The following is a 12,910-nucleotide window of genomic DNA, read 5'->3' as shown; positions in this document are numbered from 1 at the left end:
GCCCAATACGGGCCAGCCTTGGATAGTTTGAGCGTTAAGCCTTACTTGCCCGTCTTGACCTTGGTCCAGCTACGGGTCATCAAACGTTGCACTTTCGGGGGTAGCTCGAAGTTGACAAAAGTCCGGTCGAGAACCGCCTGCGGTGGGTAAACCGCTTCGTCGGTGCGTATCGATTGCTCCATCAGTTTGTCCGCCCCTGGGTTAGGGTTGGCGTAACCGACGTAATCACTGACCTGAGCGATCACTTCAGGTTTCAGCAAATAGTTGATGAAGGCGAGGGCCTCTTTGACGTTGGTGGCATCCTTGGGGATGGCCAGCACGTCGAACCACAGGTTGCCGCCTTCTTTCGGAATCACATAGGCGATGTTCACGCCCTTGCCCGCCTCGGCTGCACGAGCCTTGGCCTGGAACACATCACCGGAGAAACCGGCCGCCACGCAGATGTTGCCGTTGGCCAGGTCCGAGATGTATTTGGAAGAATGGAAGTAGGTCACGTAGGGACGCACTTTCAGGAGTTTCTCTTCAGCCTTCTTGTAGTCTTCAGGGTTGGTGCTGTTGGGGTTGAGGCCCATGTAGTTGAGCACCGCCGGCAGCATTTCATCCGCCGAGTCCATGAACGACACACCGCACGTGGCCAGCTTCTTCATGTTTTCCGGCTCGAACAGCACGGCCCAGGAGTCGATCTTGTCGACGCCCAGCACTTCCTTGACCTTGTCGACGTTGTAGCCAATGCCGTTGGTGCCCCACAGATACGGCACGGCGTACTGGTTGCCCGGGTCGTTCTTTTCCAGGCGCTTGAGCAGCGCCGGGTCGAGGTTGGCGTAGTGGGTCAGTTGCGACTTGTCGAGCTTCTGGAACGCGCCGGCCTTGATCTGCTTGCCGAGGAAGTGGTTCGACGGCACGACCACGTCATACCCGGTACGCCCGGCGAGCAACTTGCCTTCCAGGGTTTCGTTGGAGTCAAACACGTCGTAGACCGGCTTGATGCCGGTGGCCTTTTCAAAGTTGGCCAGGGTGTCCGGGCCAATGTAGTCCGACCAGTTATAAATATGCACAGTCGGCGCGGCCTGCACGCTGACAGCCAGCGTGATACCTGCACCCACCAGCAAGGCTTTGCGAAATAAAGAAATTGGCAAGTGGAGGTCCTCTTAAATAGTTGGGCCCGAAGTTGTTGCCCGGCAACAAAACCGGCGCGCAACTTACCCTCGATAAACCGATCCGGCAAAACTTTCTGTCATTTAATTGTTTCGCTAACCACCGCGCGCATCGCGGCAGTTAGCAAAACAGGTATCAAAGCGGCTTTACTTGCCCGATTTGATTTTGGTCCAGCTGCGGGTCATTTCCCGCTGAGTAGCAGCCGGCAAGTCAGCAATGGCATACAGCTTGGCTTGCACGTCCGCTGGCGGATAAATGCCTGGGTCGCTGGTGATGTCTTTGTCGACCAACGCGGTAGCTTTCTCGTTACCGTTCGGGAAACGTACGCTGTTGGTAATGCCCGCCATGACTTCCGGCTTCAGCAGGTAGTTCATGAACTTGTAGGCAGCGTCGACGTTCTCGGCATCTTTAGGGATGGCGACCATGTCATAGAAGCTGCCGGCACCTTCTTTCGGAATGTCATAGGCAACCTTGACCTTGCCACCGGCTTCAGCCGCGCGGGACTTGGCCTGTTGCACGTCACCCGAATAACCCACGGCTACGCAGATGTTGCCGTTGGCCAGGTCGGAAATGTACTTGGACGAGTGGAAGTAGCCGATCGAAGGACGCAGCTTGAGGAACAGGGCCTCGGCTTGCTTGAGGTCTTCCTTCTTCTGGGTGTCGGTCGGCAGGCCCAGGTAATGCAGTGCCACTGGCAGCATTTCGGTTGGCGAATCGAGGAAGCTCACACCGCAGCCTTTGAGCTTGGCGAGGTTTTCCGGCTTGAGGATGGTGTCCCACGAGTCGATCTTGTCGATGCCCAGTGCGGCCTTGACCTTCTCCGGGTTGTAGCCGATGCCGATCGAGCCCCACATGTACGGGAAGGCGTGCTTGTTGTCCGGGTCGCTGATGGACACGGCTTTAAGCAGGGACTTGTTCAAGTTGTCGTAGTTCGACAGCTTGGACTTGTCCAGTTCCTGGTAAACACCGGCCTTGATCTGCTTGGCGAGGAAGTTGTTCGACGGCACGACAATGTCGTAGCCGGACTTGCCTGCCAACAACTTGGCTTCCAGGGTTTCGTTGGAGTCGAACACGTCATAGACCACCTTGATCCCGGACTCTTTTTCAAAGTTCGCGATGGTGTCCGGTGCGATGTAGTCGGACCAGTTATAAACGTGCAGCACTTTATCGTCGGCGTGCGCCGCGCCTGCCATGGCCCCCATCAGGGACAAGGCCAGGAGGGTCTTGCCAGCGTTCTTCAAACCTAATGCCTTCATTCGGTCATGCTCCAATTTTTTCTTTTTTGGGCCACGTTCGTTCTTTAATTACAACGTGTTTCGCAGCCCGTCTAAGGGCGACAAAACAGGGCGACAGTCTGGCAAGTTCAGGGGCCGGCTTTCAACCAATGCCCCGCTTTTCTAACACCCCAGAAGCAGCGCCCGACAGGCGCTGCGTTCTGAGCCTAGCATTTAGCCCTGCAATGCCGCCAAAGTCAGGTCCAGGCAGTGCCGCGCCTTGGTCACCAACTCGTCTATCTCGGCCTTGCTGATCACCAACGGTGGCGAAATGATCATGGTGTCGCCGACGGCGCGCATGATCAGGCCATTCTCGAAGCAGAACGTGCGGCAGATCATGCCAACACCACGGCCTTCATAACGCTTGCGCGTTGCCTTGTCCTGAACCAGTTCGATGGCACCGAGCATGCCCACACCGCGAACTTCACCCACCAGCGGGTGATCAGCCAGTTCCCTCAAACGCTTTTGCAAATAGGGTGCCGTTTCGTCGTGCACGTGCTTAACAATTTGTTCATCGCGCATGATGCGGATGTTTTCCAGGGCTACCGCTGCCGCCACCGGGTGACCGGAATAGGTGAAGCCGTGGTTGAAATCACCGCCTTCGTTCAGCACGGCGACCACTTCGTCGCGCACGATCAGGCCGCCCATCGGGATGTAGCCGGAGGTCAGGCCCTTGGCGATGGTCATCATGTCGGGCTTGAGGCCGTAGAAATCGCTACCGAACCACTCACCGGTGCGGCCAAACCCACAGATCACTTCGTCAGCCACGAACAGAATGTCGTACTTGGCGAGGATTTCCTTGATGCGCGGCCAGTAGCTGTCTGGCGGCACGATCACGCCACCGGCACCCTGGATCGGCTCGGCTATAAAGGCACCGACGTTGTCCACGCCCAGTTCCAGGATCTTCTCTTCCAGCTGGTTGGCCGCCCACACGCCGAATTCTTCCGGGCTCATGTCGCCGCCTTCGCCGAACCAGTAAGGCTGGGCGATGTGGACGATGCCCGGGATCGGCAAGTCGCCTTGTTCATGCATATAAGTCATGCCGCCCAGGCTGGCGCCGGCCACGGTTGAACCGTGGTAGCCATTCTTGCGGCTGATGATGGTTTTCTTGTTCGGCTGGCCTTTGATCGCCCAGTAGTGGCGGACCATACGCAGCATGGTGTCGTTGCCTTCGGAGCCGGAGCCGGTGAAGAACACGTGGTTCATGCCTTGCGGGGCGATATCGGAGATGGCTTTGGCCAGTTCCAGCACCGGCGGGTGGGCGGTCTGGAAGAACAGGTTGTAGTAAGGCAGTTCTTTCATCTGCTTGGCGGCCGCATCAGCCAGTTCATCGCGACCGTAACCGATCGCCACGCACCACAGGCCGGCCATGCCGTCGAGAATCTTGTTGCCTTCGCTGTCCCACAGGTAAACGCCGTGGGCTTTGGTGATGATCCGTGGGCCTTTCTCTTTCAATTGCTTGAAGTCGCTGAACGGCGCCAGGTGGTGATCGCTGCTCAAGGCTTGCCATTCACGGGTTTGCGGGTTGTTGCTGGACATACCAATCTCCTAGATGTTTCAGGTGAGGACGCGCCGTTTGAAGGGCGCGCCCGGCGCATCAGACGGCGAAGAGCAGGAATTCCCGCTCCCACGAACTGATCACGCGCTTGAAGTTTTCATGCTCGGCCCGCTTGACCGCGACGTAGCCTGTGATGAATTTTTGACCCAGGTATTTCTCGATGGTCTTGCTGTTTTCCATGCGTTCCAGGGCGTCTTCGATGGTCAGCGGCAGGCGCAGGTTGCGGCGCTCGTAACCACGACCCACCACCGGCGCGCTTGGGCTGATGCCTTCGACCATGCCGATGTAGCCACACAGCAGGCTGGCGGCAATCGCCAGGTACGGGTTGGCGTCGGCACCCGGCAGGCGGTTTTCCACCCGACGGTTTTGTGGGCCGGCGTCCGGAACCCGCAGGCCAACGGTGCGGTTCTCTTCGCCCCACTCCACGTTGACCGGCGCCGAGGTGTCGGGCAGGAAGCGGCGGAACGAGTTGACGTTAGGGGCGAACAGCGGCAACAGCTCGGGGATGAATTTCTGCAGGCCGCCGATGTGGTGCAGGAACAGCTCGCTCTTGGTCCCGTCTTCATTGGAGAACACGTTCTTGCCGGTGGCGATATCGATGATGCTCTGGTGCAGGTGCATCGCGCTGCCGGGCTCGCCGGTCATGGGTTTGGCCATGAAGGTGGCCGCCACGTCGTGCTTGAGCGCCGCTTCGCGCATGGTGCGCTTGAACACCAGGATCTGGTCGGCCAGGGACAGTGCGTCGCCGTGACGGAAGTTGATTTCCATCTGCGCCGTGCCGTCTTCGTGGATCAACGTGTCGAGGTCCAGTTCCTGCAATTCGCACCAGTCGTAGACGTCTTCGAACAACGGGTCGAATTCGTTGGCCGCTTCTATAGAGAAGGACTGGCGGCCAGTCTCCGGGCGACCGGAGCGGCCAATCGGCGGTTGCAGCGGGAAGTCCGGGTCTTCGCAGCGCTTGGTCAGGTAGAACTCCATCTCCGGCGCCACGATGGGCTGCCAGCCTTTATCGGCGTAGAGCTTGAGGACTTTCTTGAGCACGTTGCGCGGCGACAGCTCGATCGGGTTGCCTTGCTTGTCGTAGGTGTCGTGGATCACCTGGGCCGTAGGCTCTATGGCCCAGGGCACGAGGTACACCGCGTTCTCGTCCGGGCGGCAGATCATGTCGATGTCGGCCGGGTCGAGCAATTCGTAATAGATGTCGTCTTCGACATAGTCGCCGGTCACGGTCTGTAACAGAACGCTTTCGGGCAGGCGCATGCCTTTTTCGGCGATGAACTTGTTGGTCGGCGAGATCTTGCCCCGGGTGATGCCGGTGAGGTCGCCAATCATGCATTCGACTTCTGTGATCTTGTGGTCTTTCAACCAATCGGTGAGCTGGTCGAGGTTGTTACTCATAAATGCCTCTGGGCTGTGTTTCCTGACATCCATTAAAGGTCAGGCGTAAGTTGACGCAGCATCCGCGTCGCGTTGCATCACCCGCTTTCGACAGGCATTGCCAAATGCCTGGAAGATTGCGAGGTAGTGCGGGTTAGAGCTTACCTGCCATTCGGGGTGCCATTGCACTCCTAAAGCAAAAGCCTTGCCCGCGGGCACTGAAAAGCCTTCGATCAGGCCATCCGGCGCGGTGGCCTCGACCTGGAAACCGGCCGCCAGGCGATCAATGCCCTGTGAATGAATCGAGTTGACCTGGATCGTCGACGGCAAGCCCAGGCTTGCCAATACCCCATTCGGGGAGATGGTTACCGGATGTGCCGGGCCGTACTGGATGTCCAGCGGCTGGGTGTCGTCTTCGCGGTGATCCATCATGCCCGGCACTTCATGAACCTTCTGGTGCAGGCTGCCGCCAAACGCCACGTTCATTTCCTGGAAGCCACGGCAAATCCCCAGCACCGGAACGCCGGCCGCTATGGCTGCACGCAGCAGCGGCAGGGTGGTTTGGTCCCGTGCAGAATCATGAGCAGTCCCGGGCGCGCTGGCCGGACCGTCGTAGTGAAAGGGTTCGATATTGGAAGGTGAGCCGGTAAATAGAATGCCGTCCAGGCCGTCAAGAATATTGGCCGGGTCGAGCAGATCCGCCAGGGACGGAATAATCAACGGCAAGCCCTTGGCAGCGGTGGCCACTGCACGGACGTATTTGTCGCCACTGATGTGATAAGCATGCAGACCGACCTGTTTGGAGCAGGCGGTGACGCCGATTAACGGCAGGCGAGACATGAAGCACCCCGGTATTATTGCTGTTATGGGTTTGAATCGAGCTTAGCCTTGTTCATTTTTTTACACAACACCCCCGTAAAAAATACAACACGGCCCGCTCAAACGTGCTGATTCCAAGAGCCCCAATCCCAAAAAATTGCCCCAAAAAGCCCCAAAAAAGCCCTCACGGCGCTTTTTTAGGGCAAAAAAGGCCTCGCTTGACTTCGGCATGCCGTTCGGGTTGACTGAAACCCGAAGAGATCAATGATTGATATTTTTAACAACAAAGGTGTTGCATCATGTCGGTACCCCCGCGTGCCGTTCAGCTTAACGAAGCGAACGCGTTCCTTAAGGATCATCCTGAGGTTCTGTACGTAGACCTTCTAATTGCGGATATGAATGGTGTGGTGCGCGGCAAGCGCATCGAACGCACCAGCCTCCACAAGGTTTACGAGAAGGGCATTAACCTGCCTGCCTCTCTATTTGCCCTGGATATCAACGGCTCAACGGTGGAAAGCACCGGCCTGGGTCTGGACATCGGTGATGCTGACCGAATCTGTTATCCAATCCCCGACACCCTGTGCAATGAACCCTGGCAAAAGCGCCCAACCGCGCAACTGCTGATGACCATGCACGAACTCGAAGGTGAACCTTTCTTCGCCGATCCTCGCGAAGTACTCCGCCAAGTTGTAAGCAAATTTGACGACCTCGGTCTGACCATCTGCGCCGCATTCGAGCTGGAGTTCTACCTGATTGACCAGGAGAACGTGAATGGCCGGCCACAACCGCCCCGCTCGCCGATCTCCGGCAAACGCCCGCACTCGACACAGGTCTACCTGATCGACGACCTCGACGAATATGTCGACTGCCTCCAGGACATTCTGGAAGGTGCAAAAGAGCAAGGCATCCCTGCCGACGCCATCGTCAAGGAAAGTGCCCCGGCGCAGTTCGAAGTGAACCTGCACCACGTTGCCGACCCTATAAAGGCCTGCGACTACGCGGTACTGCTCAAGCGCTTGATCAAGAACATCGCCTACGACCATGAGATGGACACCACCTTCATGGCCAAGCCTTACCCGGGCCAGGCAGGCAACGGCCTACACGTGCACATTTCGATCCTGGACAAGGACGGCAAGAACATCTTTGCCAGCGAGGATCCCGAGCAGAACGCCGCATTGCGTCACGCGATCGGCGGTGTGCTGGAGACCCTACCCGCCCAAATGGCGTTCCTGTGCCCTAACGTCAACTCCTACCGTCGTTTCGGCGCACAGTTCTACGTGCCGAACTCGCCGTGCTGGGGCCTGGATAACCGCACCGTGGCGATTCGCGTACCGACCGGCTCGTCCGACGCCGTACGTATCGAACACCGTGTGGCCGGGGCTGATGCCAACCCTTACCTGCTGATGGCTTCGGTATTGGCGGGCGTGCATCACGGCCTGACCAACAAGATCGAGCCTGGCGCACCGGTGGAAGGCAACAGCTACGAGCAGAACGAACAGAGCCTGCCGAACAACCTGCGTGATGCCCTGCGCGAGTTGGACGACAGCGAGGTGATGGCCAAGTACATCGATCCTAAATACATCGATATCTTCGTCGCCTGTAAGGAAAGTGAGCTGGAGGAGTTCGAACACTCCATCTCCGACCTTGAGTACAACTGGTACCTGCATACCGTGTAAGCGGTTGCCGGGCTAAAAAGAACGCCGCAGGCCTTTGGCCTACGGCGTTTTTTTATGGCTGTTGTGGCGAGGGAGCTTGCTCCCGCCGGGCTGCGAAGCGGCCCCAATAAGAACACCGGGTTCTTTCAGGCGGAACCGAGGTGCAGGTCTTGGGCCTGCTGCGCAGTCCAGCGGGAGCAAGCTCCCTCGCCACAGGGTATGGATCATCCAGTGGCTCTGCGTACAATGCCCGCTGCCCTGTAGGAGACTTCAATGAATCGCCCTGCCACTCCTCGCAAACCCCGCGCCCGCAGCCAGGCCCGGATCGACGCGATCCTCGATGCCGCCCGCACCTTGCTGGCCGCCGAAGGCGTGGCCAGCCTGTCGATCTACAGCGTGGCCGAGCGGGCGCAGATTCCACCGTCATCGGTGTATCACTTCTTCGCCAGCGTGCCGGCGTTGCTGGAGGCGCTGACCGCTGACGTTCATGCGGCCTTTCGCGCGGCCATTCAGGCGCCCATCGATCATGATTCACTCAAGCACTGGCGCGACCTGTCCTGCGTGGTGGAGCAGCGCATGCTCAGCATCTACAGCAACGACGCCGCCGCCCGCCAATTGATCCTGGCCCAGCACGGGTTGACCGAAGTGACACAGGCCGACCGCCAGCACGACCTGGAGCTGGGAAACCTGATGTTTGAGGTGTTCAACCGGCACTTCGAGGTGCCGAGCCTGCCCGCCGATGTCGACGTGTTTGCCCTGGCCCTGGAACTGAGCGACCGCGTCTACGCGCGCTCGGTGCATCAGCATGGGCAAATCACCCCGCGCATGGCCGAGGAAGGCATGCGGGTGTTTGATGCGTATGTGGGGCTTTATCTGCCGGCGTTCTTGCCCAAGCGGGTGGCTGCGCTCTGATTTTTTGTTGCCTGTCCGGGCCTCTTCGCGAGCAAGCCCGCTCCCACATTCGACCGTATTCCAAAGGTAGAACTCGGTCAAATGTGGGAGCGGGCTTGCTCGCGAAAGCAATCTTGAGAACGACAAAAACCCCGACAGGCTTTCACCTTCGGGGTTTGTGCGAACCATTGATCACAACTTGGCGATCGACACCTCGGTGGATTTCACGAAGGCAATCACTTCACTGCCGATCACCAGTTCCAGCTCTTTCACCGAGCGGGTGGTGATCACGGAAGTGACGATACCGGACGCGGTCTGTACGTCGATTTCCGACAGCACGTCGCCTTCGACGATTTCCTTGATGGTGCCTTTGAACTGGTTACGCACGTTGATGGCTTTGATAGTCATGGTCGTTCTTCCTGTGTAAGACAAGTGAGTTATTGAGCCCAACGCAATTGCGTAGGCAGCGGTGAAACAGGTTCGGGTTCCGGCGGGGTGCCGGGCAGCGACAACACACGGTTAAGCACTTCGGTTTCCAGCGCCGCCAGGCGGTGGGAGCCACGCACCCGCGGACGTGGGAGTTCCACGTGCAGGTCGAGGCCGATTTCGCCGTCTTCGATCAAAATCACCCGATCGGCAATGGCCACGGCTTCGCTGACGTCGTGGGTCACCAGCAACACGGTGAAGCCGTGCTTCTGCCAGAGGTTCTCGATCAGTTGCTGCATCTCGATCCGGGTCAGGGCATCCAGCGCTCCCAGCGGTTCGTCCAGCAGCAACAGGCGCGGTTGGTGGATCAGGGCGCGGGCCAGGGCCACGCGCTGCTTCTGGCCACCGGACAACGCCGCCGGCCACTCATTGGCGCGCTCGGCCAGGCCGACCGCTTCCAGCGCTTCCAGTGCCTGCGGGCGCCAGTTGCCCTTGAGGCCAAGGCCCACGTTGTCGATGATCTTTTTCCACGGCAGCAGGCGCGCTTCCTGGAACATCAACCGCGTGTCTTCAATCGCTTCGCTCAGCGGCGCGGAGCCGGCGAGCAGTTCGCCGCCGCTGGCTTTGTCCAGCCCGGCCAGCAGGCGCAGCAAGGTACTTTTGCCGCAGCCACTGCGGCCCACGACCGCCACGAATTGACCGGCAGGAATATGCAGGTCGATTTCCTTCAGCACTTCCCGCGAACCGAAAGCCTTGCGCAACTTGCGCACTGCCAGGGGAATGCCCCGCAGCAGGCGTGGAGGTTGTTGAGCGGTCATGCCGCACCTCCTTTATTCACTTGATAAGCCGGGTGCCAGCGCAGCCAGACTCGCTCCAGGCCCCGCGCCGCCAGGTCTGCCAGCTTGCCGAGGACCGCGTAAAGCACGATCGCCAGAACCACCACATCGGTCTGCAGGAATTCCCGGGCGTTCATCGCCAGGTAGCCGATACCGGAACTGGCGGAGATGGTTTCCGCGACGATCAACGTCAGCCACATAAAGCCCAGCGCGAAGCGCACGCCCACCAGAATCGAAGGCAAGGCGCCCGGCAAAATCACTTGGCGAAACAGGCTGAAACCGGACAGGCCATAACTGCGGGCCATTTCCACCAGCGCCGGGTCGACGTTGCGGATGCCGTGGTAAGTATTGAGATAGATCGGGAACAGCGTGCCGAGGGCGACCAGGAATATCTTCGCCGTCTCGTCGATGCCGAACCACAGGATCACCAGCGGGATCAGCGCCAGGTGCGGCACGTTGCGGATCATCTGCACCGAGCTGTCCAGCAGGCGTTCACCCCAGGTCGACAGGCCGGTGATAAACCCCAGGGTCAGGCCGATGCTGCCGCCGATCACAAAGCCCAGGCCCGCACGCCAGCCGCTGATGGCCAGGTGGGTCCAGATTTCGCCGCTACGCACCAGGCTGACACCCGCTTCGATCACCGCGCTGGGTGCCGGCAGAATGCGCGTCGACAACCAGCCGGCCGAGACGGACAGCTGCCATACCGCCAGCAACAGGATCGGCAGCGCCCAGGGCGCCAATCGATGACTTAACTTTTCAAGGTTCATGGCGGCGCCTCAGCTCTGGGACGCAGCTTTGGGAAGAATGTCGTTGGCGACCATTTCGCCGAACGGGCTGACGTAGCCGGCGCCTTTCGGCAACTCGGGACGCTCGATGTCCAGATGCGGGAACAGCAACTCCGCTACGCGATACGACTCTTCCAGGTGTGGGTACCCGGAGAAGATAAAGGTGTCGATACCGAGGTCCGCGTATTCCTTCACCCGCGCGGCCACGGTCGGGCCATCGCCCACCAGTGCCGTGCCGGCGCCACCGCGTACCAGGCCTACGCCCGCCCACAGGTTGGGGCTGACTTCCAGGTTGTCGCGGCTGCCGCCGTGCAAGGCGGCCATGCGTTGCTGGCCTACGGAATCAAAGCGCGACAACGACGCCTGGGCGCGGGCGATGGTTTCATCGTCCACATGGGAGATCAGTTTGTCGGCGGCCTGCCAGGCTTCGGCGTTGGTTTCACGCACGATCACATGCAGGCGAATGCCGAAGCGCAGGGTACGCCCGAGCTTGGCGGCCTTGGCGCGAACCTGTGCAATCTTTTCCGCCACCGCAGCCGGAGGCTCGCCCCAGGTCAGGACCATTTCCACTTGTTCGGCTGCCAGGTCCTGGGCCGCTTCGGAGGAGCCACCGAAATACAGCGGCGGGCGCGGTTGCTGGATCGGCGGATAGAGCAACTTGGCGCCTTTGACGCTGATGTGCTGGCCGTCGTAATCGACGGTCTCGCCTTCCAGTACGCGGCGCCAGATGCGGGTGAACTCCACCGACGCCTGGTAACGCTCTTCATGGCTCAGGAACAAACCGTCGCCGGCCAATTCATCCGGGTCTCCACCGGTCACCAGGTTGAACAACGCGCGGCCGCCGGACAGACGATCCAGGGTCGCGGCCTGACGCGCAGCCACCGTCGGGGAAATGATCCCGGGGCGCAGCGCGACAAGGAATTTCAAGCGTTGGGTCACCGGGATCAGCGACGCCGCCACCAGCCACGAATCCTCGCAGGAGCGGCCGGTGGGGATCAGTACCCCGCCGAAGCCAAGGCGGTCGGCCGCCTGGGCCACTTGCTGCAGATAACCGTGGTCTACGGCGCGAGCGCCTTCGGCGGTGCCAAGGTAATGGCCGTCGCCGTGGGTAGGCAGAAACCAGAAAATATTGAGGCTCATGGAGTTGTCTCCTGAAGAAGTCGGATTACGGCGCTTTGGCAACGGCGGCAGGTGGTGTCCAGATCACGTCCTTGATGCTCAAGGGTTTGGGGATCAATTTGAGTTGGTAGAAGCTGTCGGCGATTTTCTGCTGCGCCGCGATCACTTCAGGCGTCAGGAACTGCGCACCGTAGCCCTGGCGTTTTACCGAGGTCAGGGTGATGTCAGCCGGCAGGCCCAGCAGCGGAGCAACTTGTTCGGTGACTTGTTCCGGGTTGGCCTTGGACCATTCGCCCACGGCGCGGACTTCTTCCACCAGCGTCTTGATCACTTCAGGGTGTTTTTCGGCGTACGGCTTGGTGGCCAGGTAGAACTGATGGTTGTCGGCAATGCCGGTGCCGTCACGCAGGGTGCGGGCTTGCAGTTGCTTCTCGGCGGCTGCCTGGTACGGGTCCCAGATCACCCAGGCATCGACGCTGCCACGCTCGAACGCGGCGCGGGCATCGGCGGGCGGCAGGAACACGGTCTGCACGTCGGTGTATTTCAGGCCGGCATCTTCCAGGGCACGTACCAGCAGGTAGTGCACGTTGGAGCCTTTATTGAGGACGACTTTCTTGCCCTTGAGGTCTTGCACCGATTTGATTGGCGAGTCTTTCGGTACCAGGATCGCTTCGCTGGTAGGCGCCGGCGGTTCATAGGCGACGTAGAGCAGATCGGCACCGGCAGCCTGGGCGAACACTGGCGGGGTTTCACCCGTCACGCCGAAGTCGATGGAGCCTACGTTCAATCCTTCCAGCAGCTGCGGGCCGCCGGGAAACTCGGTCCACTGCACTTGCACGCCCTGCTCGGCCAGGCGCTTTTCCAGCGAGCCCTTGGCCTTGAGCAGCACCAGGGTGCCGTATTTCTGATAGCCGATCCGCAAGGTTTCGGCGGCCTGGGCTTGAACAATGGCGCCGAAGGACACAGCCGCAGCAAACAGTGCGACCAGACCACGACGCAAGATGACAGTGCGCAT

12 protein-coding genes are annotated in these 12,910 nt (G+C 59.9%); 2 read left to right on the top strand and 10 right to left on the bottom strand.

Annotation, left to right across the window (positions count from 1 at the left end):
• Nucleotides 1-41 precede the first annotated feature (41 nt).
• The 5 genes from HX824_RS18315 to HX824_RS18295 form a co-directional block, all read right to left on the bottom strand.
• Nucleotides 42-1,136 (bottom strand): polyamine ABC transporter substrate-binding protein, encoded by a 1,095-nt coding sequence (locus HX824_RS18315; protein WP_102370128.1) that lies wholly within the window; start codon nt 1,134-1,136, stop codon nt 42-44.
• A gap of 165 nt (nt 1,137-1,301) precedes the next feature.
• On the bottom strand, nt 1,302-2,396 hold the full coding sequence (locus HX824_RS18310; RefSeq protein ID WP_003213887.1) for a polyamine ABC transporter substrate-binding protein: 1,095 nt from the start codon (nt 2,394-2,396) through the stop codon (nt 1,302-1,304).
• Between the two features lie 207 nt (nt 2,397-2,603).
• Nucleotides 2,604-3,968, bottom strand: coding sequence for an aspartate aminotransferase family protein (locus HX824_RS18305; RefSeq protein ID WP_003213889.1), 1,365 nt, complete (start codon nt 3,966-3,968; stop codon nt 2,604-2,606).
• Between the two features lie 58 nt (nt 3,969-4,026).
• Nucleotides 4,027-5,385, bottom strand: coding sequence for a glutamine synthetase family protein (locus HX824_RS18300; protein ID WP_177054904.1), 1,359 nt, complete (start codon nt 5,383-5,385; stop codon nt 4,027-4,029).
• 39 nt (nt 5,386-5,424) lie between these two features.
• Entirely contained in the window at nt 5,425-6,204 is a 780-nt protein-coding gene (locus HX824_RS18295) for a gamma-glutamyl-gamma-aminobutyrate hydrolase family protein (protein WP_003213893.1), read from the bottom strand.
• A 278-nt stretch (nt 6,205-6,482) separates the two neighbouring features.
• On the opposite strand from HX824_RS18295, the gene HX824_RS18290 reads away from it, so the two are divergent.
• Together HX824_RS18290 and HX824_RS18285 are read left to right on the top strand one after the other, a co-directional pair.
• Nucleotides 6,483-7,859 (top strand): glutamine synthetase family protein, encoded by a 1,377-nt coding sequence (locus tag HX824_RS18290; RefSeq protein ID WP_003213894.1) that lies wholly within the window; start codon nt 6,483-6,485, stop codon nt 7,857-7,859.
• Nucleotides 7,860-8,111: 252 nt separating this feature from the next.
• The gene (locus tag HX824_RS18285; protein ID WP_003213896.1) at nt 8,112-8,750 is read left to right on the top strand and encodes a TetR/AcrR family transcriptional regulator; all 639 of its coding nucleotides are present in this window, start codon (nt 8,112-8,114) and stop codon (nt 8,748-8,750) included.
• A gap of 171 nt (nt 8,751-8,921) precedes the next feature.
• On the opposite strand, the gene HX824_RS18280 is transcribed toward HX824_RS18285, so the two are convergent.
• From HX824_RS18280 to HX824_RS18260, 5 genes are read right to left on the bottom strand one after another with little or no spacing between them, the layout of a single operon-like run.
• On the bottom strand, nt 8,922-9,137 hold the full coding sequence (locus HX824_RS18280; RefSeq protein WP_003213899.1) for a molybdopterin-binding protein: 216 nt from the start codon (nt 9,135-9,137) through the stop codon (nt 8,922-8,924).
• A 29-nt stretch (nt 9,138-9,166) separates the two neighbouring features.
• Nucleotides 9,167-9,973 carry an aliphatic sulfonates ABC transporter ATP-binding protein gene (ssuB, locus tag HX824_RS18275; RefSeq protein ID WP_003213901.1) on the bottom strand — a complete coding sequence of 269 codons (807 nt, stop codon included), beginning with the start codon at nt 9,971-9,973 and terminating at the stop codon, nt 9,167-9,169.
• A complete protein-coding gene (gene ssuC, locus HX824_RS18270) occupies nt 9,970-10,758 on the bottom strand; it encodes an aliphatic sulfonate ABC transporter permease SsuC (RefSeq protein ID WP_008438905.1) in 789 nt (262 codons plus the stop codon). Before ssuC ends, ssuB begins: the two co-directional genes overlap by 4 nt.
• Before the next feature lie 9 nt (nt 10,759-10,767).
• Nucleotides 10,768-11,916: an FMNH2-dependent alkanesulfonate monooxygenase gene (gene ssuD / locus HX824_RS18265; RefSeq protein ID WP_003213905.1), complete on the bottom strand. Its 1,149-nt coding sequence runs from the start codon at nt 11,914-11,916 to the stop codon at nt 10,768-10,770.
• A gap of 25 nt (nt 11,917-11,941) precedes the next feature.
• Nucleotides 11,942-12,910 (bottom strand): sulfonate ABC transporter substrate-binding protein, encoded by a 969-nt coding sequence (locus tag HX824_RS18260; protein WP_003213907.1) that lies wholly within the window; start codon nt 12,908-12,910, stop codon nt 11,942-11,944.

The sequence above is a fragment of the Pseudomonas sp. D4002 genome (assembly GCF_013385665.1).
GTDB lineage: Bacteria > Pseudomonadota > Gammaproteobacteria > Pseudomonadales > Pseudomonadaceae > Aquipseudomonas.
The sequence above is the reverse complement of the archived record's forward strand: the minus strand, read 5'-3'. Positions and strand labels throughout refer to the sequence as shown.

Excerpts from the sequence above, each read along its gene's own strand:
- ssuB (WP_003213901.1), bottom strand. The coding sequence starts at position 9,973 with ATGACCGCTCAACAACCTCCACGCCTGCTGCGGGGCATTCCCCTGGCA.
- HX824_RS18290 (WP_003213894.1), top strand. The coding sequence starts at position 6,483 with ATGTCGGTACCCCCGCGTGCCGTTCAGCTTAACGAAGCGAACGCGTTC.
- ssuD (WP_003213905.1), bottom strand. The coding sequence starts at position 11,916 with ATGAGCCTCAATATTTTCTGGTTTCTGCCTACCCACGGCGACGGCCAT.
- HX824_RS18305 (WP_003213889.1), bottom strand. The coding sequence starts at position 3,968 with ATGTCCAGCAACAACCCGCAAACCCGTGAATGGCAAGCCTTGAGCAGC.
- HX824_RS18285 (WP_003213896.1), top strand. The coding sequence starts at position 8,112 with ATGAATCGCCCTGCCACTCCTCGCAAACCCCGCGCCCGCAGCCAGGCC.
- HX824_RS18300 (WP_177054904.1), bottom strand. The coding sequence starts at position 5,385 with ATGAGTAACAACCTCGACCAGCTCACCGATTGGTTGAAAGACCACAAG.
- HX824_RS18280 (WP_003213899.1), bottom strand. The coding sequence starts at position 9,137 with ATGACTATCAAAGCCATCAACGTGCGTAACCAGTTCAAAGGCACCATC.
- HX824_RS18260 (WP_003213907.1), bottom strand. The coding sequence starts at position 12,910 with ATGCGCACTGTCATCTTGCGTCGTGGTCTGGTCGCACTGTTTGCTGCG.
- ssuC (WP_008438905.1), bottom strand. The coding sequence starts at position 10,758 with ATGAACCTTGAAAAGTTAAGTCATCGATTGGCGCCCTGGGCGCTGCCG.
- HX824_RS18295 (WP_003213893.1), bottom strand. The coding sequence starts at position 6,204 with ATGTCTCGCCTGCCGTTAATCGGCGTCACCGCCTGCTCCAAACAGGTC.